The sequence below is a fragment of the Novosphingobium indicum genome (genome assembly GCF_014645195.1).
Classification (GTDB): domain Bacteria; phylum Pseudomonadota; class Alphaproteobacteria; order Sphingomonadales; family Sphingomonadaceae; genus Novosphingobium; species Novosphingobium indicum.
In genome coordinates this window covers 135,305-152,832 of record NZ_BMLK01000001.1, presented here as the reverse complement: position 1 = coordinate 152,832, position 17,528 = coordinate 135,305, and the positions used below count along the sequence as shown (strand labels likewise).

The window sequence follows — 17,528 nt, the reverse complement described above, 5'->3', positions numbered from 1 at the left end:
GCGCTAACGCTCGCGCACATGAGCGGCAAATCCGGCAACCAGGGTGCCACCCCGATGATGGCCCAATACCTCGCGCTGCGCGAGGAGGCCGGCGATTGCCTGCTCTTCTACCGGATGGGCGACTTCTTCGAGCTGTTCTTCGATGACGCTAAGAAGGCCGCCGCGATCCTCGACATCGCGCTGACCACGCGGGGCGAGCACAATGGCGTGCCGATCCCGATGTGCGGCGTTCCGGTCCATTCCGCCGAAAGCTATCTCGCCCGCCTGATCAAGGGTGGCTGCCGGGTGGCGATTGCCGAACAGACCGAAACGCCGGCCGAAGCCAAGGAGCGCGCGCGAAAGGAAGGAAGGGTCTCGAAGGCGCTGGTCGCGCGCGACATCGTACGTTTCGTCACCGCGGGCACACTCACTGAGGAAGCCCTGCTCGAGCCGCGCCGGGCCAACGTGCTTGCAGCCGCCTGCGAAGTGCGCGGAACGGTGGGCATCGCTGCCTGCGATATCTCGACGGGCCGGATGGAGTTGGAGGAATGCGCGCCCGACCGTCTCGGCGCCGCGCTTGCCCGGCTTGGCGCGAGCGAAGTGGTGGTGCCCGACGGCTGGGAAATGGCCCCCGACGATGCGATCGGCCGGTCCGGGCACGAATTCTCTTCCGATGGTGGCGAGGAACGGCTCAAGGGCATCCACGGCGTCGCCACGCTGGATGGTTTCGGCACCTTCACCCGGCCGATGCTGGCAGCAGCAGGCGGGCTCATTGCCTATCTCGACCATGTCGGACGCGGGGCGCTGCCTTTATTGCTGCCGCCCGAGCCGCGCTCGGGTGAAGCCACGCTAGCAATGGACGAAGCGACGCGCGCCAGCCTTGAAATTCTCGAATCCACGCAAGGTACACGCAAGGGCAGCCTGATCGAGGCCATCGACCGCTGCGTGACCGGCGCCGGGGCCCGCCAGTTGGCCGAGGATCTCGCAGCGCCGCTCACCGACCGGTCTGCGATCGCCGAGCGGCTTGAACTGGTCGAGTGGCTGCACGACGATGCCTTGCTGCGCGAGGACTTGCGCGCCGCGCTGCGTTCGCTGCCCGATGTCGGCCGGGCGCTCGGCCGCGTGGTTGCCGGACGGGGAAGCCCGCGCGACCTCGGGCAACTGCGCGACGGCCTTTCCGGCGCGCGTGCCATTAGTGACAGGCTGGCGCAGCGGGACGATCTGCCGGTGCTGCTCAAAGCCTTGCTGCCGCATCTCGGCGGGCACGGTGCGCTGGTCGATCACTTTGCGCGGGCGCTGGTGCCGGCGCCGCCGACCGAGCGCGGGCAGGGCGGCTACATTGCCGAAGGCTACGACGCCGCGCTCGACGAACTGCGCCGGACTTCGGGCAACGCCCGCCGCGCGATTGCCGCGCTGGAAGCGAAGTATCGCGAGGAAACCGGCGTTGCCGCGCTGAAGATCAAGCACAACAATGTGCTCGGCTACTTCATCGAGGTTCCTTCGCGCCATGCCGACAAGCTGATGGAGGCCGACAGCGGCTTCTCGCATCGGCAGACCATGGCGGGGGCCATGCGCTTCAATGCGCTGGCGCTGCACGAGGAGGCGAGCCGCATCACCGAGGCGGGCGCTCATGCCCTTGCCGCCGAGGAAGCGCACTTCGAGGATCTGGTGGCCGAAGCGGTCGCGGCCCGCCGGGAAATCGCCGGAACGGCCGCTGCGCTGGCACGTATCGATGTGTCTGCCGGACAGGCAGAGCGGGCAGCGGAAGGCGGGTGGATCCGCCCCGAAGTGGTCGAAGGTCTCTCTCTCGACATCGAGGGTGGGCGGCACCCCGTCGTCGAGGCTGCACTGGCGGCGCAAGGCGAGCGCTTTGTCGCCAATGACTGCCGGCTGGGGACGCACGACCGGCTCTGGCTGATCGGCGGCCCCAACATGGGCGGTAAATCGACCTTTCTGCGGCAGAACGCCCTTATCGTGCTGCTGGCGCAGGCGGGCGGGTTCGTCCCGGCGCAATCGGCGCGGATCGGCATGGTCGACAGGCTTTTCAGCCGCGTGGGCGCAGCGGACAATCTTGCGCGCGGGCGCTCCACTTTCATGGTCGAAATGGTCGAGACGGCCGCTATTCTCGCGCAGGCGAGCGAACGCAGTTTCGTCATTCTCGATGAAGTCGGCCGCGGCACGTCTACCTACGACGGTCTGGCGTTGGCCTGGGCGGTGGCCGAGGCCGTGCACGAGACCAATCGCTGCCGCTGCCTCTTCGCCACGCACTACCATGAGCTGGCGAGGCTGGCGGAGACCTGTGAGGCGCTGTCGCTCCACCATGTCCGTGCGCGCGAGTGGAAAGGCGATCTCGTCCTGCTCCACGAGCTCGCCGATGGCCCGGCGGACCGCAGCTATGGCCTTGCCGTAGCGCGTCTCGCCGGTGTGCCGCCCAAGGTGGTAAGCCGGGCGAAAGCAGTGCTGGAAAAGCTGGAAAAGGGCCGGGCGGAAACCGGCGGGCTTGCCGCCGGGCTCGGCGATTTGCCGCTCTTTGCGGCGGCGCAGGAAACGCGCGAGGAACAGTGCGATACCTTGCGCGAGAAGCTGCGCGATATGGATGTGGATGCCCTCGCGCCGCGCGATGCGCTGGAAATTCTCTACGACCTCAAGCGCGAGGCCGGTACCGAACCTTAACCTTGCGGGCCTAGGTTCGCACGATGATGTTCGGGCCGAAGATAACCACCGTCTTCAAGAGCCGCTGGAACGCCCTGTTCTGGGCGGCCGGCATACTGGCGACGGCTTACTGCACGGTGCCGGCCGCCGATCAGGCAGCCAGGCACGAAAACGCCCAGGTTGCGGCGCAAAAGCCCGATCACACGAATCCCTGGGCCAAGGACTCCGACAGCCCGAACTAGCTGTCGTCGTGCGCCAGATAGTCGTCGGCCACGGCTGCTCGGCCATAGCGGTTTTCCAGATCGTCCATCGTTTCCTCGCCGCGATAGGCGCTCATGTCGATGGTGCCGCTGGTGTCCATCTGCTTCATGTGATCGACGAGATCCTGCGTTGCTGCGGGGTTGAGGCTGTTGGAGAGCTTTTCGCTCTGTTCCAGCCCCAGCACGGACAGCGAGCTGGTCATCGCCTGATCCGCAACGGCCTGCGCTTGCGTATTGGCATCCTGCTGCTCGGCATTGACGGTTTCGGGAGCGAGATCGTCGGTACGTTCGGTCATGAAAATTCTCCTTTGACCGAATAACGGCGAAGACCGGGCTGCTGTTCCCGCTTTGCGCCGAGAGAATGCTTCGACAAGCTCAGCACGAGCGGACGGGAAACCGCATCCGCTCGCCCCGAGCCTGTCGAAGGGCAATGCCCGTTACAGGCTTGGAACCGGCTTTTCGCCCGAATAGTCGTAGAAGCCCTTGCCGCTCTTGCGGCCGTACCAGCCGGCCTCGACATACTTCTGCAGCAGCGGGGCAGGACGGTACTTGGGATCGCCGGTGGTCGCCTGGAACACCTTCATGATCTCGTAGAGCGTGTCGAGGCCCACGAAGTCGGCCAGCGTCAGCGGGCCCATCGGGTGGTTGGCGCCCAGACGCATGCCGGCGTCGATGTCCTCGACCGAACCCAGCCCTTCACCCAGCACGAAGATCGCCTCGTTCAGCAGTGGGCACAGGATGCGGTTGACCACGAAGCCCGGCCCGTCGCCGGCAAGGACGACGGTCTTGCCGAGCTTTTCGCCGAAGGCCTTCATGCGGTCGGTGGTGTCCTGCGAGGTGGCCAGGCCGGGAATTACCTCGACCAGGCCCATCACCGGCACCGGGTTGAAGAAGTGCATGCCGCAGAAACGCGTCGGATCCGGCGACTGCGCGGCCATGCGGGTGATCGGGATCGAGCTGGTATTGGACACCATGATCGCGCCGTCCTTGAGCACTTTGCCCGCGGCTTCGAAGATCTTGGCCTTGATATCCTCGCGCTCGGTCGCGGCCTCGATGATGATGTCGCAGTCCGACAGCGGCGCATAGTCGCCGACCGGCGTGATGCGCGCCAGCAGCGCATCGGCATCGGCCTGGGTCATCTTTTCCTTGGCGACGAGCTTCGACAGGCCCTTGGCGATGCCGGCCTTGCCTTTCTCCGCATTCTCGAGGCTGATGTCCGTGAGGACCACGTCCATGCCCTTGCTCGCGACGGTCTGGGCAATGCCCGAGCCCATGATGCCCGCACCGATGATACCGACTGTCTGCACGCTTCACTCCCTCTCGCTGAACCGAATTCGCGCGCTGCCTAGCGCGTCGCCTTCATCGAGGGAACCTAGCGATTTTGGCCGGGCACCCAAAGCACGTCTTGGGTGCCGTTGGCATTCAGCGCCCGAGCGAGGACGAAGAGATAGTCGCTGAGCCGGTTGATATAGGCGAGCGCGGCCGGGTTGGTGGGCTCGGCAGCGGCAAGAGCCGCAGCCTTGCGCTCCGCAGCGCGGGTCGAGGCGCGAGCCACGTGGACCCGTGCCGCTGCTTCACTGCCGCCGGGCAGGATGAAGCTCTTGAGCGGCTGAAGGTCCGCGTTGATCGTGTCGATTGCCGTTTCGAGCGATTCGACTTGCGCGTCCACGATACGCAGCGTCATCTCTCCGGGTGTGAAGTCCTCGCCGGGCGTGGCCAGATCGGCGCCGAGATCGAACAGGTCGTTCTGGATCCGGATCAGCGTGGCGGCATGCGGCGAATCCTTCATCGCGCAGACGGCCAGACCGATCGCGCTGTTCGTTTCGTCGACCGCGCCGATCGCATCCATGCGCGCAGCGTGCTTGGGCAATCGCGATCCGTCGACGAGACCCGTGGTCCCGTCGTCGCCGGTGCGCGTGTAGATCTTGTTCAACCGAACCAAGGGAGTACTCGTCTGGAAAGGGCCTGCGAGCGCCCTAGGCGGTGCGGGCCGCTGTTACAATGGTCAGCGGGCCATCGCGAGCAGCAGGCCGCAGACCAGCACAGCCGCCGCCTGATACTTGATGCGGTTGAACATCATCTTGTTCTGCAGCACCTGATTGGGCGAGGGCCCGGTCGCGTTCGGATCGCGGTTGAGGTCTTCCTTGGTGCTGTTGATGAAGGCGGCAATGCCGCGCACCAGACTGACCACGACCATGATCATGAGCACGATGATGATGGGGACAAGAATATAGCTCATGGGGTCCCATTTAGGGCTTGTGACAGGGAAATGCCAGCGGGGAAGCGTTGCGCCCGCAGCGCATCGGCGATCGCAAGGCCGCCTTCCCCGGCGCGGCGCCGGTCTGCCAGCGAGGGCGAGCCGCGCCGCTTGGCGAGCTTGCGGCCATCGGGTTCGACCAGCAGGCCGTGGTGGTGCCAGACCGGTACCGGCAGATCGAGCAGGGCCTGCAGCAGGCGGTGCACATGGCTCGAGCGGAACAGGTCCATGCCGCGCGTGACCAGCGTGATGCCGTCGGCGGCATCGTCGAGCGTGGCGGCAAGGTGATAGCTGGCGGGAAGATCCTTTCGCAGCAGCACGACATCGCCGAAGATCTGCGGGGTCGCTGCTTGCGGACCAGCGCCTTCGTCCAGCCATTCCAGCGGTCCGGTACGGTTCATCGCGGCAGTGACGTCAAGCCGCCATGCGGCGCCTTCGGGGGCGACCGCGCGATGCCGGCAGGTGCCCGGATAGATCGGGCCGTCGGGGCCGATCTCGGTCGCGGCGGCGGCAATTTCAGCGCGGGTGCAGCGGCAGGGATAGAGCAGGCCCATCGCCTTGAGCCGCTCGCCGGCCCCGGCATAGCGGGCGAGGCGATGCGACTGGAAAGCGGCCTCGCCGTCCCAGCTCAGGCCCAGCCATTCGAGATCCTGGAAGAACTCCTCGACGAACTCGGGCCTGCTGCGCGCGCCGTCGATGTCCTCGATCCGCAGGCGGAAGGCACCGCCTCTTTCGTATGCCAGATCGTGCGCGACAACGGCGGCATAGGCGTGGCCGAGGTGCAGCGGGCCGTTCGGGCTGGGGGCGAAGCGCGTCACGATCATCGTGCGCTTGTCCTATCGCGCGGCGCGGTCGCCGCAAGGTGTCGAGGCTGTGGATTGTAGGAGCGGTGTAATAATGTCTGCTTGACGAGGACTCGTGCAAGTGCATGAATGTGCCCATGCTCAGTGCCACATCCCATTGCCATCAAACCGCAATGACGGCCTGCGACAGGAGGCCATGCTCAAGTCGGAGCTGATCGAGCGCGCGGCCCGGTTCCGCAGCGCGGAGGATGATCCCTCCCGAAGTCTTTCAGACTGTCCTGCTCTGGTGCTGAACGCGGATTACACGCCGCTGTCCTATTATCCGCTCAGTGTCTGGCCCTGGCAGACCGCGATCAAGGCGGTGGTGCTTGAACGGGTGGACATTGTTTCCACCTATGGCCGCGCGGTGCACAGTCCCAGCTGGACGATGCAGATCCCCTCGGTGATCGCACTGCGCCAGTACGTGAAGCCGAGCGAGTTTCCAGCTTTCACCCGTTTCAACCTGTTCCTGCGCGACCGATTCAGCTGCCAGTACTGCGGCAGCCCGCATAACCTGACGTTCGACCACGTCGTCCCGCGCCGCCTCGGCGGCAGGACGAGCTGGGAAAACATCCTCACCGCCTGCGCCCCCTGCAATCTCAAGAAGGGCGGGCGCACGCCCAAGCAGGCGAAGATGCCGCCGCTGGTGCAGCCGATCCGGCCGACGAACTGGCAGTTGCAGGAACGCGGCAAGGGCTTTCCGCCCAACTACCTCCACGAAACCTGGCGCGACTGGCTTTACTGGGACATCGAGCTCGAAGAGTAAGCGTTCAGTGCAGGGTTTGGGGCGCTTCGTGCGGCTCCGCTTCCGACGCGCCTGCATCGACGGCACTCGTCACGGCCACGTCCATCGTCACGTTGCCGACCGTGCGCATGATGTCGGGCAGCATCTCCACGGCCACGAGAATGCCCAGCGGCCAAAGCGGCACGCCCATGGCGGCAGCGATGGGGCCTGTGGAGGCGATGAAGCTGATGGTGCCGGGTAGCGAGACCGTGCCGAATGTCGTGACGAAAGCTACGATCACGCCTGCGGCAATCGCCATGGGTGTCAGCTCGTACCCGGCCAGCGTGGCGGCATAGATCGTGACGCCCATGTTCATCGCCGGGCCTGTCGCGCGGAACAGCGTGACGGCGAGCGGCAGGACGAACTCGCTGGTCGTTGGCGCAATTTTCAGCTCGCGGCAGGAGCCGAGCATGGCGGGCAGGCTGGCCAGCGAGCTTTGGGTGGATACGGCCACGACCTGGGCGGGCAAGGCGGCCTTTGCGAAAGCGCCCAATCCGCGCCGTCCGACCCATACCGCCAGCGGATAGCCGCCAAGCAGGAAGATCGCCCCCAGCGACGATACCAGCGCGATGTAGTGCGCCATTGCACCTATGGCCGCTGCGCCGCTCGTTGCCGCGAGGGAAAGGCCTAGCGCGAAGACGCCGAGCGGAGCCAAAGTAAGGACCCAGCCGATTACCACGATCATGGCCCCCGCCAGACCCTCGAAAAACAGCGCAAGCTGGCGGCGCGGTTCTTCGGCGAGGCGGGTCGCGGCGGTGGCGAACAGCGCCGTGAAGACGATCACCGGCAGCATGGCGTCATCCGCTGCAGCGGTGAAGACGTTGGTCGGCAGGAGCGAGCTCAGAAAGTCGGCGAAACCGGGCAGATCGGCGTCCGGCGTGGTGCTGGCGGGCGGCAGGTTCAGTGCGGGGGCGGGAAACAAGGCCAGCAGCCCCGGCATCAGTACGCCGCCCAGAACGGCGCTCGCGGCCAGAACGCCGACGATCAGGATCAGCGTGCGCCGGGCCATGGCGCCCGCCTCGGCGGCAGCGGCAGTCTCGATGATACCGGTGAACATCAGGCCGATCACCAGCGGCAAGATCGTCATCTTGAGCGCTTGCAGCCAGAAACCGCCGAGCGGTCGGGCGATCTCAAGCAGGGGCGGCAGAACGCTCGTGCCCTGCAGCACTGCGCCCAGAATTAGCCCGGCAATCAGGCCGGCCAGTGTCAGGAGGCCCGGGACGCGGATTTCGGGCATACGCGCGGCAGGGCTGTTTTCGGTCATGCGGTTCCTGTGGCAAGTAAGGCCATGTGACATTACCAAGCCGTCACGACATAGCAATTTGTCAGGATTCCCGTGGTAAGGGGCAGCCCATGAGCAAGCAGTTTTTCGGCACGGACGGCATTCGCGGCCGCACCAATCAGGGCGCGATGACCGCCGCCACCGCCATGAAAGTCGGCCAGGCCGCCGGTACCCGCTTCCTGCGCGGCACCCATCGCCATCGCGTCGTGATCGGCAAGGATACCCGCCTGTCGGGCTACATGCTGGAAAACGCCATGGTGGCGGGCTTTACCAGTGTGGGCATGGACGTCGTGCTACTCGGCCCGATGCCGACGCCCGCCGTGGCCCTGCTGACCCGCGAACTGCGCGCCGATGTCGGCGTGATGATCTCGGCCAGCCACAACCCATACGAGGACAACGGCATCAAGCTCTTCGGTCCCGATGGTTTCAAGCTGTCCGACGAGGATGAGCTCGCTATCGAAAAAATGCTGGGCGAGGAACTTGGGCTTGCCGCCAGCGAGGACATTGGCCGGGCGCGGCGCATCGAGGACGCGCGCGGGCGGTACATGCACGCGGTCAAGGCGTCGCTGCCCAGCCTGGTGCGGCTCGACGGGCTGAAGATCGCGGTCGATTGCGCCAATGGCGCGGCCTATCAGGTCGCTCCTTCCGCTTTCTGGGAACTGGGCGCGGAAATCGTGGCGGTGGGCGTTTCGCCCAACGGCAAGAACATCAACAAGGCTTGCGGCTCCACGCATCCTGGCCTGCTTCAGGAGACCGTTGTCTCCTCGGGCGCGGACATCGGCATTGCTCTCGATGGCGATGCGGACCGTCTGATCGTCGTGGATGAGAAGGGGCAGGTCGTGGACGGCGACCAGATCATGGCGCTGATCGGCAGCCAGCTTGCCGCGCGCGGCGAACTGCGCGGCGGCGGCGTGGTTGCCACAGTCATGTCGAACCTCGGGCTCGAACGCTTCCTGCAGGGGCAGGGCCTGAATCTCGAGCGCACCAAGGTCGGCGACCGCCATGTGCTCGAGCGGATGAAGACCGGCGGTTTCAACGTGGGCGGCGAACAGTCGGGCCACATGATCCTGCTCGATCACGCGACGACCGGCGACGGCACTGTGGCAGCGCTGCAGGTGCTGGCTGCGCTCGTCCAGTCGGGCAAGCGGGCGAGCGAGCTGCTGCATCTGTTCGATCCCGTCCCGCAATTGCTGCGCAACGTGCGCTTTGCGGGCGGCAAGCCGCTCGAAGAGGGCAGCGTGAAAGCGGCGATTGCCGATGCGGAAGCCTCGCTCAACGGCAAGGGGCGGCTGGTCATCCGGCCATCGGGCACCGAACCAGTGATCCGCGTCATGGCCGAAGGCGACCATGCCGGCGAGGTGGAGGCCGCCGTCGCCTCGATCTGCCAGGCGGTCGAAAAGGTGGCCGGCTGATGGCTCTGGAAATGCGCCCTGACTGCGAGCGTTGCGGCACGGACCTCCCCGCCGAGGCGCCCGGCGCCTTCATCTGCAGTTTCGAATGCACCTTCTGCGCCGAATGCGCCGAGGACCTGGATGATCGGTGCCCGACCTGCGGCGGCGAACTCGTCGACCGCCCGACCCGCGCGAAGCGGCATCAGGATGCCCATCCCCCTTCGAAAGTGCGCCGTTACAAGGGGTAGCAGTCGACGGGATTCTCAAGCTAGGTGGGGGCGGAACCAAATCCCGCTCATCCTGAGCCTGCCGAAGGATGGATGCGCGCTCAACCGGACGTATTACTCATGAATCCCCCCCGCATTCTCTCCATCGCCGGTTCCGACAGCTCCGGTGGCGCCGGCATTCAGGCCGACATCAAGACGATCACGATGCTGGGCGGTTACGCCATGACCGCGATCACGGCGATCACGGCGCAAAGCACGCTGGGTGTGACCGGCGTGGAGACGCTTTCACCCGAAATGGTTGCGGCGCAGATCGATGCTTGCATCGGCGACATCGGTGTCGATGCGGTGAAGATCGGAATGCTGGGCTCGGCAGCGATTGCCCATGCGGTTGCCGACAAGCTGGAAACGCTCGGCGTACCCGTGGTGTTCGATCCTGTGATGATCGCCACGAGTGGATCCGTGCTGGCGGATGCGGATACCATCGCGGCGTTCGAACGGCTGATTGCCGTGGCGACACTGACCACGCCCAATGTCCCCGAACTCGCGGCATTGGGGGGCGATGCGGCCATGGCCGCGCGCAGTGCCGCGTATCTCGCCAAGGGGGGCGACGCCGAGGGCGAGGTGGTGGAAGACCGGCTTGTCGTGCCGGGCTGCGATCCGGTCGTCTGGACTGTGCCCCGGCTGAATACGCGCCATAATCACGGCACAGGCTGCACGCTTTCCAGCGCTATTGCCAAATTTCTAGGGCAGGGCATGGCGCTGATAGCCGCCGTCGAGGCCGGGCGCACCTTCGTCCAGCTCGCGTTGCGCGATGCGCCGGGGTTCGGGGCCGGTCATGGGCCGATGGGGCATGCGGTGGTGCGGCTGGATCTGGCGGGAGAGCTGTGCCTGAACCAGATCACGCTGCCGGCGCGCGACCTCGATGAATCGGTCGCGTTCTACAAGGCGCTTGGCTTGACCCAGGTCGTCGACAGCCCGAAGTCGGGATACGCGCGTTTCGAAGCGCCTGGCGGCGTTACCTTGTCGGTGAGTACCGGTCACGGTGAGGTTGTGGGCGGGGGCATCTACTTCGAATGCCTCGATCTCGATGCGGTGATCGCAGCGCTGACGAACGCGGGGATGGCGATCGAGCCTGCGCGCGATCAATCCTGGAGCTGGCGTGAGGCATGGCTTGCCGATCCGGCGGGTAATCGCTTGTGCCTGTACAGCGCCGGGCTGTCGCGCCGTTATCCGCCCTGGGCCCTACCGCGCCAGGATGACCGCTAGCGGGGCGCGTCCAGCTTGAGATAGACGCTGTCGCACCACTCGCCGTCGACCTGCCATGTACGCTGCGCCCGGGCGGTCTCATGGAACCCCAGCCGTGCAAGCAGGCCAAGGGAGGCCGCGTTGCGCGGATCGACGTCGGCAATCACGTGATCGAGGGCGTGCACGGCAAAGCCGCGTGCCAGCACTACCTCCAGCGCCTCGCGGGCGAAGCCTCGGCCCCAGAAGTCGGGGTGGAGAATGAAGCCGATCTCGGGAAACCGCCATAGACCGGCTTTGCCGATACACCGGCCTTCATGCTCGATGATGAAATCCTCGCCCGCACCGGACGGGATTTCGATCATCGAGGCGAGCCATTCGCGAGTCTCTGCAAGGCTCTCGTGCGGCGGACGCGACCAGTAGCGCATCGCTTCCGGCCGCGTGAAAATGGCGTGGAGATCGTCGGCGTCATCCACGCGGGCCGGGCGCAGGATCAGGTGCTGTGTCTCGATCCGCGCCACGGCCTGCGCCTTATCCGCAATCGAGGTCGTAGAACCGGCTGATCTCGCGCCAGCCGTCCTCGGCCGTCTCGCACCAGGTGAACAGGTCGAGATCGCGGCGGTTGATTGTGCCTTCCTCGGCCAGAGCCTCGAAGTTGATGATGCGTTCCCAGAACTCGCGGCCATAGAGCAGGATCGGGATCGGCTTCATTTTGCCGGTCTGGATCAGCGTGAGCAGTTCGAGGAACTCGTCCAGCGTGCCGAAACCGCCGGGGAATACGGCGACGGCGCGAGCGCGCAGCAGGAAGTGCATCTTCCTGAGCGCAAAGTAGTGGAACTGGAACGAGAGGCGCGGCGTCACGTAGGGATTGGGTGCCTGCTCGTGCGGCAGGACGATGTTCAGGCCGAGCGATTCGGCGCCCACGTCCGAAGCGCCGCGATTGGCGGCTTCCATGATCGAAGGGCCGCCGCCCGAGCAGACCACGAACTGGCGCATGCCCTTTTCGACGATGGCGCACTGGCTGGCGAGTTGTGCCAGGCGCTGCGCCTCTTCGTAGTACCTGGTCTTGGCAGCGAGGCGCTCGGCGACTTTCTTCTCTTCCTCGGTCCCCGGCGTGGCGAGAAAGGCCTCGCGCTTTTCGGGCGAGGGGATGCGCGCTGATCCGTAGAAGACCAGCGTTGAGCCGATCTGGGCTTCTTCCAGCAACATCTCGGTCTTGAGCAGTTCGAGCTGGAAGCGCACCGGCCGCAGCTCGTCGCGCAACAGGAAATCGGTGTCGCGGAACGCGAGCCGATAGGCCGGATGTTCGGTCTGGATGGTGCCGCTCTGCTGGTCGGCAAAGCCGACCTCCTGTTCGGCCTTGTAGAAACGGCGCTGGGTGAGGGGCTTGTCGTCTTCGTCGTCTGTCATTGAGGCTCCATGGCGGTTCGCGCGGCGGACGTCGAGTGAAGATAATCGCACGCCTACTTGCGCGGAATTGACCAGCCTCTAGGGTTTTTGCCGATGCTGACCCGACGCCAGGCTGTCGCGGGGCTGGGTGCCGCCGCTTTCGCCGTTTCGCAATTTTCCGCGCGCGCTGTCGCCGTGCCGGCAGGATCGCCCGCGCCGGTCAGGCCGCCGCGTCTGCGCGAAGGAGACGTGCTGGGGCTGGTGGCACCCGCCGGCTTCATCGGTGACCGCTTCGGGCTTTCCGAAATCGAAGAGACCGTGCGCGCCATGGGGCTGGTCCCCAAGAGCGCACCGCATCTGCTGGCTCGGGAAGGCTATCTCGCCGGCTCGGACGAGGCGCGTGCGGACGACCTGATGGCCATGTTCGCCGACGATGATGTTCGCGGCATCATGGCCGTTCGCGGCGGCTGGGGCTCGGCGCGGCTGCTGCCGCATATCGATTTCGCCGCAATTGCGCGCAAGCCGAAACTCTTCGCGGGTTTCAGCGACAATACGGCGCTTCATCTGGCGCTGACGGCCCGCACCGGAGTGCACAGCATCCATGGGCCCAATGCCGCGGCATCCTGGCCGCCGCAGGCTTGGGAGGCCTTTCGCCGACTCGCCTTCGATGCGGCCACGCCGACCTATTCGGTCCCTTCCTACAGCGGCCCCAACCTCTCGGGGCGCGGCGCGGAGGTGCGGACCTTTCGCGGCGGCAAGGCGCAAGGCCGGTTGCTGGGCGGCAATCTGACCGTGCTGTCGGCGCTTGTCGGCACGCCCTATCTGCCCGACTTTTCCGGTGCGATCCTGTTTCTGGAAGATACCAACGAATCCGAATACCGGATCGACCGCATGCTCACCCAGCTCGCGCTGGCCGGCATTCTCGACAAGGTGGCGGGCGTGGTCTTCGGGCAATGCACGGGCTGCCACAACCCCGATGGCGGGTATTCGAACTTCACAGTCTATGAAGTGTTCGACCGCCGTTTTGCAGAGCTGGGCGTGCCGGCGTTTCAGGGGGCGATGATCGGCCACATTTCAGGCCAGATCAGCATGCCGGTGGGGGTGATGGCGGAGATCGACGCCGATGCCGGAACGATCCGGATGCTGGAGCCGACGGTATCCTGAGGCCTGTCAGGCCGCGGCAGCGGAACTTTGACCCAATCCGTAGCAGGCCACCAGGTTGACGAAGACCGTGTTTTCGAGGGGGTCCGCGAACTCCAGACCGGCGCAGTGATCGTTGGCCCAGGCAACGAAGGCCAGCGCAGGGCGGCACCCGGGAAGGGCCAGGCTGACCGCCTCGTCGGTTTCGAGCTGACCGACACCCTCGATCCGCGCACCGAAGCGCGTCAGGTCCTTGAGCATGACCGTGCTGCTCACCACTCCGCGGCGAAAGCGGGCCATCATCTCGACCTCCGCCCGCTGGTGCCGACGGGTGCCGACGGGTGCCGGATGGGATGGTATCGGACCTTGAGTAGCCATTGGAAACAATCCTGAAAAAATTAACCAGTCTTGTTGAGTGCACTCTAGGGCGCAGCCGTTTAGGGAGTAGCAGAACTCGACTGCGCATTTTCCCTTGGTCGGTCGGTATGCAGTTACGCATACATGGTAAATTTGGAGTAAAATTGCCGACCATTGCAGAATCCGGCAGGGCTGGCTTTGGCCGTTTTGCGGCGTTTACGAGTTATAGGTCAGTGAAATACGTGTGTTCACGTATTCGCTGGTCCGGATTGCATCAACCGAGCACCGGTACCTTGCGGCTATCTCGCGGAAATTTCGGCGAGTCTGGTAGTTAACGAGGTATTGCGCGTGCTCACGGCCACACCGGTCCCCGATCCGGAACCCGCCGCAACAATGGCGCATCCTCTTGCCACCGCGGGACGCAACGACCCGCGAGCCTATCTTCTTAAGCAATCGCACGTCGCCGCTACGCTGGGATCGCCGTTCACGGGCGAAATTCTGGCCGCCGCCTATCGCCAGCTCTGGCGGGCACCCCGGCTCGATGCGACGATTGCCGAGTGGCCTCTCGATCCGGCGGCAAGCGCCATGGCGCTTCGGCTCAATGCCGGGTTGCACGCTCTGGCGCGGCGCGGGACCTTTGCCGACCTTTCCGCCCTCTATGCCGGCGACCACACCGAATTCGACCGGGCCGTGGGCGAAGCACTGGAACTTGGCGAACCGACGCTGCTGGTGTGGATGGCCCACCCGACGCAGACCAACGAAGTCCGCCGGTCGAGCGCTTTCATGGCCGCTCTTTCGCTCCTGGCCAAGCGGCATGGCATGCCCTTCGATCTGCTCGAAGTGGGGGCCAGCGCAGGCCTCAATCTGCTGCTCGATCATTATGCGCACGACCTGGGCGGCGTTGCCTTTGGCGATTCGAACTCACGGCTGCGGCTGCAACCGGATTGGCAGGGCGCACCGCCTCCCATGGCCCACGTGGCCATAGCCTCTGCGCGCGGCGCCGATCTGCGGCCGCTGCGGCTCGACGATTCGCATACGCGCGAGCGCCTGATGTCCTATGTCTGGCCGGGCGACGAAGTGCGCTCCGAATGTCTGGCGCAAGCGATGTTGCTGGCGCGCGACGATGTTCCTCTCGTGGATCGCGAGAGTGCGGGCACCTGGCTGTCACAGCGGCTCAGAGAGCCGCAGGCCGCCGGGACCATGCGCGTCGTTCAGCACTCGATGGTGCTGCAGTACCTTCCCGAAGATGAATTGCTGGCCTTGAAGGCTTCCATTCTCGAGGCGGGCCACAGGGCTACTCGAGACCGGCCGCTGGCACGGATCGGGCTGGAATGGAATCGGGACCGCACGCAGGTCCTGCTTTGCCTCACTTCCTGGGCTGGCCGCGCTGGTGATGGCGAGAGGCAGATCCTTGCGGCTTGTCATCCTTATGGTGCCTGGCTGAAGTGGCACCTCCCGGCGCAAGGCCAGGTCACGGCCTGATTCTCCTTTAGAACGAAAGCCTGTCGCGCCGCCGGGGATCGCCAGCCTTGCGTTCGCGCGGATGCTTTACCGGGTCTGGCGTTGTGGCTGGCCCAGCGTCACCCAGCCGACCCACCCGAACAGATCGCCACAAGACGTCCCGCCATGCCGTCGATCAGTCTCGGCGTAGCGCTCGGCTGCCAGCGGTCCCTGCCTTTGCCGGGATGACGGCCGGCCGGCGGTTTCATGTTGCTCTCGCACTTTGTGCGCCCAGCCTCCATTTTCGGGGACGTTTCCCAAAACAAAAAAAGGGCGGCGCGCTTGTAACGCACCGCCCTTTCGTATCGGGTTGGAACTGCCGGAGCCTTAGAACTCCGACCAGTCGTCCGCGTTCGCCTGTACCGCAAGGTTGCCCATGACAGGCGGCGCTGCGGCCGGTTTCGGCGCCGATCTGGCGCGCGGTGCCGGCAGCGGTGTCGGTGCCGTGGCGCGCATGGGAACCGGGGCACCGTCGTCGACCTTGAAGATCGAGAAGGCCTCGAACAGCTGCTGGGCTTCGCGAGCCAGCATTTCGGTCGCGGCCGTGGTTTCCTCGACCATCGCGGCGTTCTGCTGGGTCATCGAGTCCATTGCTGTAATGGCTTCGTTGACCTTGAGCAGGCCGGTGGACTGTTGTTCGGCAGTCTTGGCCATGTTCTCGATCGATTCGCTGACGCTCGATACGCGCTCGATGATGCGTGTCAGCGAGCCGCCGGTATCGTTGACCAGTTCGACGCCCGAGGTCACGTGGTCGGTGGCAGCCAGAATGCGCGACTTGACGTCCGAGGCGGCATCGGCAGCTCGCTGTGCGAGGGCTCGCACTTCGGAGGCGACAACTGCGAAACCCTTGCCGGCATCGCCCGCGCGGGCTGCTTCGACGCCGGCATTGAGAGCCAGCAGGTTGGTCTGGAAGGCGATCCCGTCGATCACGGTGATGATCTCGGCGATTTCCCTTGTTGCCTGATCGATGCCATTCATGGCCTCGATGGCACGTTGCACGACCTCGCCGCCCTGCTCGGCTTCGCCGCGCGCTTCGGTCATGGCGCGGCTGGCCTGCGAAGCGATGCCAGCGCTTTCACCGATCTTGCGGGTGATCTCGTCCATGGCGGCAGCCGACGACTGCAGGCGCGCTGCCTGTTCCTCGCTACGGTTCGAGAGGTCGGTCGTGGCCTGGCGGATTTCCGACGAGCCCGTGGAAATCGAGTTGATGCTTCCGCGGACCGACAGCATGACGCCGCTGAGCTGATCGAGTGCGTCGTTGAAGTCGCGTGCGACCGTGGCGAAGGCGTCCGGCAGATTATCGAGGCGTGCGCGCAGATCGGATTGCGACAGGTCATGAAGTTTGCTGCCGATTTCCGCCATGGCGGCTTCACGGTCCTTATCCGCCGCGACCTTGGCAACGGCTTCATCGCGGAAGACCAGCACGGCGCGGGCCATGTTGCCCAGTTCGTCGACGCGCTCGGTACCTGGGACGGATACGTCGTTGCGACCGGCCGCAAGAGCGGACATCGTCTCGGTCAGGTCACCAACAGGCACGGCGATGTCGCGGCTCAGCTTGCGCTGGAGGGCCACGGCGATGCCGATCAGAGCAAGGCCGCCGATAGCCAGGGCTATCCAGGCCGTGGTGATGGCGGAACTCTGGCCGCTCGACTCTTCCTGAAGCTGTGCTTGTTCGTAGTCGCGCAGGTCGCGCAAGGGCAGAACTGCGGCGCTGACGAGCGCAGCCTTGCCGGCGTCGCGAACGCGCTCGGCGGCTTCGGCGCGGCGCCCTTCCTTGACCATCGCAATCGACTTGTCGCCCCAGTCCTCACGCCACTTGAGCGTTTCGGTGCGCGATTCCAGCAGCTTCTGGCGCATTTCAGGGTTGGTCAGGATTTTCTCGAGCTCGGCCGAAGTCGCGTCGTACTCGTCGCGGCCTTCGTAGTAGGATTTGAGGTACACATCGTCGCCAGTCACCAGATATCCGCGCATCTGGCTGTTCTGACGCAGGATCTGCGTCTCCAGCGACAGCGCCTTGGAGTGGATATCCTGATGGAAATTGGTCCGCTCGGTTGAACGGCTGATCATGGCGATGTTGGTAGCGAAGACCAGCATCATGACCGCCGCCGAGAGGTTGATCGCAATGAAGGCGACCGCCAACTTCTTCGGAATGTTCAACGAGCTGAGCATAATTTCATTCCAATCTTGTGTTCGCTTTCGTCAGGGCCCGGCCGCAGTGCCGAGAGC

General features: G+C 65.2%; 18 protein-coding genes. 8 read left to right on the top strand and 10 right to left on the bottom strand.

Features of this window, described 5'->3' with window-relative positions:
• Positions 1-18: 18 nt before the first annotated feature.
• A complete protein-coding gene (mutS, locus tag IEX64_RS00690) occupies positions 19-2,652 on the top strand; it encodes a DNA mismatch repair protein MutS (protein ID WP_506330847.1) in 2,634 nt (877 codons plus the stop codon).
• 23 nt (positions 2,653-2,675) lie between these two features.
• The gene (locus IEX64_RS00685) at positions 2,676-2,873 is read left to right on the top strand and encodes a hypothetical protein (RefSeq protein WP_188817231.1); all 198 of its coding nucleotides are present in this window, start codon (positions 2,676-2,678) and stop codon (positions 2,871-2,873) included.
• Here the strand turns inward: IEX64_RS00685 and IEX64_RS00680 are convergent.
• From IEX64_RS00680 to gluQRS, 5 genes are all read right to left on the bottom strand, one after another.
• Positions 2,870-3,187, bottom strand: a complete 318-nt coding sequence (locus IEX64_RS00680; RefSeq protein ID WP_188817230.1) for a hypothetical protein — start codon at positions 3,185-3,187, stop codon at positions 2,870-2,872. The two genes, IEX64_RS00685 and IEX64_RS00680, sit on opposite strands and share 4 nt — an antisense overlap.
• Positions 3,188-3,328: 141 nt before the next feature.
• Positions 3,329-4,198 carry a 3-hydroxyacyl-CoA dehydrogenase family protein gene (locus IEX64_RS00675; protein WP_188817228.1) on the bottom strand — a complete coding sequence of 290 codons (870 nt, stop codon included), beginning with the start codon at positions 4,196-4,198 and terminating at the stop codon, positions 3,329-3,331.
• Between the two features lie 65 nt (positions 4,199-4,263).
• Positions 4,264-4,833: a cob(I)yrinic acid a,c-diamide adenosyltransferase gene (locus IEX64_RS00670; RefSeq protein WP_188817226.1), complete on the bottom strand. Its 570-nt coding sequence runs from the start codon at positions 4,831-4,833 to the stop codon at positions 4,264-4,266.
• Positions 4,834-4,896: 63 nt separating this feature from the next.
• Entirely contained in the window at positions 4,897-5,130 is a 234-nt protein-coding gene (locus IEX64_RS00665; RefSeq protein ID WP_188817224.1) for an HIG1 domain-containing protein, read from the bottom strand.
• The gene (gene gluQRS, locus IEX64_RS00660; protein WP_188817223.1) at positions 5,127-5,972 is read right to left on the bottom strand and encodes a tRNA glutamyl-Q(34) synthetase GluQRS; all 846 of its coding nucleotides are present in this window, start codon (positions 5,970-5,972) and stop codon (positions 5,127-5,129) included. Before gluQRS ends, IEX64_RS00665 begins: the two co-directional genes overlap by 4 nt.
• Before the next feature lie 175 nt (positions 5,973-6,147).
• Here gluQRS and IEX64_RS00655 point away from each other — a divergent pair, with 175 nt between their 5' ends.
• Entirely contained in the window at positions 6,148-6,756 is a 609-nt protein-coding gene (locus tag IEX64_RS00655) for an HNH endonuclease (protein WP_188817221.1), read from the top strand.
• A 4-nt stretch (positions 6,757-6,760) separates the two neighbouring features.
• Here the strand turns inward: IEX64_RS00655 and IEX64_RS00650 are convergent, their stop codons facing one another.
• Positions 6,761-8,038 carry a dicarboxylate/amino acid:cation symporter gene (locus IEX64_RS00650; RefSeq protein WP_229709988.1) on the bottom strand — a complete coding sequence of 426 codons (1,278 nt, stop codon included), beginning with the start codon at positions 8,036-8,038 and terminating at the stop codon, positions 6,761-6,763.
• Between the two features lie 89 nt (positions 8,039-8,127).
• Here IEX64_RS00650 and glmM point away from each other — a divergent pair, with 89 nt between their 5' ends.
• The 3 genes from glmM to thiD all read left to right on the top strand — a co-directional run bounded on the left by glmM (position 8,128) and on the right by thiD (position 10,940).
• Positions 8,128-9,468 (top strand): phosphoglucosamine mutase, encoded by a 1,341-nt coding sequence (glmM, locus tag IEX64_RS00645; protein WP_188817220.1) that lies wholly within the window; start codon positions 8,128-8,130, stop codon positions 9,466-9,468.
• Entirely contained in the window at positions 9,468-9,695 is a 228-nt protein-coding gene (locus IEX64_RS00640; protein WP_188817217.1) for a DUF1272 domain-containing protein, read from the top strand. Before glmM ends, IEX64_RS00640 begins: the two co-directional genes overlap by 1 nt.
• Positions 9,696-9,794: 99 nt before the next feature.
• On the top strand, positions 9,795-10,940 hold the full coding sequence (gene thiD / locus IEX64_RS00635; protein ID WP_188817215.1) for a bifunctional hydroxymethylpyrimidine kinase/phosphomethylpyrimidine kinase: 1,146 nt from the start codon (positions 9,795-9,797) through the stop codon (positions 10,938-10,940).
• Here thiD and IEX64_RS00630 read toward each other — a convergent pair.
• Both IEX64_RS00630 and IEX64_RS00625 read right to left on the bottom strand, forming a co-directional pair.
• Positions 10,937-11,437 carry a GNAT family N-acetyltransferase gene (locus IEX64_RS00630; RefSeq protein ID WP_188817213.1) on the bottom strand — a complete coding sequence of 167 codons (501 nt, stop codon included), beginning with the start codon at positions 11,435-11,437 and terminating at the stop codon, positions 10,937-10,939. The genes thiD and IEX64_RS00630 overlap by 4 nt on opposite strands.
• A 10-nt stretch (positions 11,438-11,447) precedes the next feature.
• Complete coding sequence (locus tag IEX64_RS00625) at positions 11,448-12,326, bottom strand: LOG family protein (RefSeq protein ID WP_188817211.1); 879 nt, start codon at positions 12,324-12,326, stop codon at positions 11,448-11,450.
• A 93-nt stretch (positions 12,327-12,419) separates the two neighbouring features.
• Between IEX64_RS00625 and IEX64_RS00620 the strand changes: the two genes are divergently transcribed.
• The gene (locus tag IEX64_RS00620) at positions 12,420-13,469 is read left to right on the top strand and encodes a S66 peptidase family protein (RefSeq protein ID WP_188817209.1); all 1,050 of its coding nucleotides are present in this window, start codon (positions 12,420-12,422) and stop codon (positions 13,467-13,469) included.
• Positions 13,470-13,475: 6 nt separating this feature from the next.
• On the opposite strand, the gene IEX64_RS00615 is transcribed toward IEX64_RS00620, so the two are convergent.
• Entirely contained in the window at positions 13,476-13,823 is a 348-nt protein-coding gene (locus tag IEX64_RS00615; protein ID WP_188817206.1) for a hypothetical protein, read from the bottom strand.
• Between the two features lie 372 nt (positions 13,824-14,195).
• On the opposite strand from IEX64_RS00615, the gene IEX64_RS00610 reads away from it, so the two are divergent.
• A complete protein-coding gene (locus IEX64_RS00610; RefSeq protein WP_188817204.1) occupies positions 14,196-15,284 on the top strand; it encodes a DUF2332 domain-containing protein in 1,089 nt (362 codons plus the stop codon).
• 345 nt (positions 15,285-15,629) lie between these two features.
• Here the strand turns inward: IEX64_RS00610 and IEX64_RS00605 are convergent, their stop codons facing one another.
• Complete coding sequence (locus IEX64_RS00605) at positions 15,630-17,471, bottom strand: methyl-accepting chemotaxis protein (RefSeq protein ID WP_188817202.1); 1,842 nt, start codon at positions 17,469-17,471, stop codon at positions 15,630-15,632.
• Positions 17,472-17,528: the final 57 nt, after the last annotated feature.

Excerpts from the sequence above, each read along its gene's own strand:
- IEX64_RS00610 (WP_188817204.1), top strand. The coding sequence starts at position 14,196 with ATGGCGCATCCTCTTGCCACCGCGGGACGCAACGACCCGCGAGCCTAT.
- gluQRS (WP_188817223.1), bottom strand. The coding sequence starts at position 5,972 with ATGATCGTGACGCGCTTCGCCCCCAGCCCGAACGGCCCGCTGCACCTC.
- IEX64_RS00650 (WP_229709988.1), bottom strand. The coding sequence starts at position 8,038 with ATGACCGAAAACAGCCCTGCCGCGCGTATGCCCGAAATCCGCGTCCCG.
- mutS (WP_506330847.1), top strand. The coding sequence starts at position 19 with ATGAGCGGCAAATCCGGCAACCAGGGTGCCACCCCGATGATGGCCCAA.
- IEX64_RS00615 (WP_188817206.1), bottom strand. The coding sequence starts at position 13,823 with ATGGCTACTCAAGGTCCGATACCATCCCATCCGGCACCCGTCGGCACC.
- IEX64_RS00655 (WP_188817221.1), top strand. The coding sequence starts at position 6,148 with ATGCTCAAGTCGGAGCTGATCGAGCGCGCGGCCCGGTTCCGCAGCGCG.
- glmM (WP_188817220.1), top strand. The coding sequence starts at position 8,128 with ATGAGCAAGCAGTTTTTCGGCACGGACGGCATTCGCGGCCGCACCAAT.
- IEX64_RS00625 (WP_188817211.1), bottom strand. The coding sequence starts at position 12,326 with ATGACAGACGACGAAGACGACAAGCCCCTCACCCAGCGCCGTTTCTAC.
- IEX64_RS00680 (WP_188817230.1), bottom strand. The coding sequence starts at position 3,187 with ATGACCGAACGTACCGACGATCTCGCTCCCGAAACCGTCAATGCCGAG.
- thiD (WP_188817215.1), top strand. The coding sequence starts at position 9,795 with ATGAATCCCCCCCGCATTCTCTCCATCGCCGGTTCCGACAGCTCCGGT.
- IEX64_RS00620 (WP_188817209.1), top strand. The coding sequence starts at position 12,420 with ATGCTGACCCGACGCCAGGCTGTCGCGGGGCTGGGTGCCGCCGCTTTC.
- IEX64_RS00640 (WP_188817217.1), top strand. The coding sequence starts at position 9,468 with ATGGCTCTGGAAATGCGCCCTGACTGCGAGCGTTGCGGCACGGACCTC.
- IEX64_RS00665 (WP_188817224.1), bottom strand. The coding sequence starts at position 5,130 with ATGAGCTATATTCTTGTCCCCATCATCATCGTGCTCATGATCATGGTC.
- IEX64_RS00685 (WP_188817231.1), top strand. The coding sequence starts at position 2,676 with ATGATGTTCGGGCCGAAGATAACCACCGTCTTCAAGAGCCGCTGGAAC.
- IEX64_RS00605 (WP_188817202.1), bottom strand. The coding sequence starts at position 17,471 with ATGCTCAGCTCGTTGAACATTCCGAAGAAGTTGGCGGTCGCCTTCATT.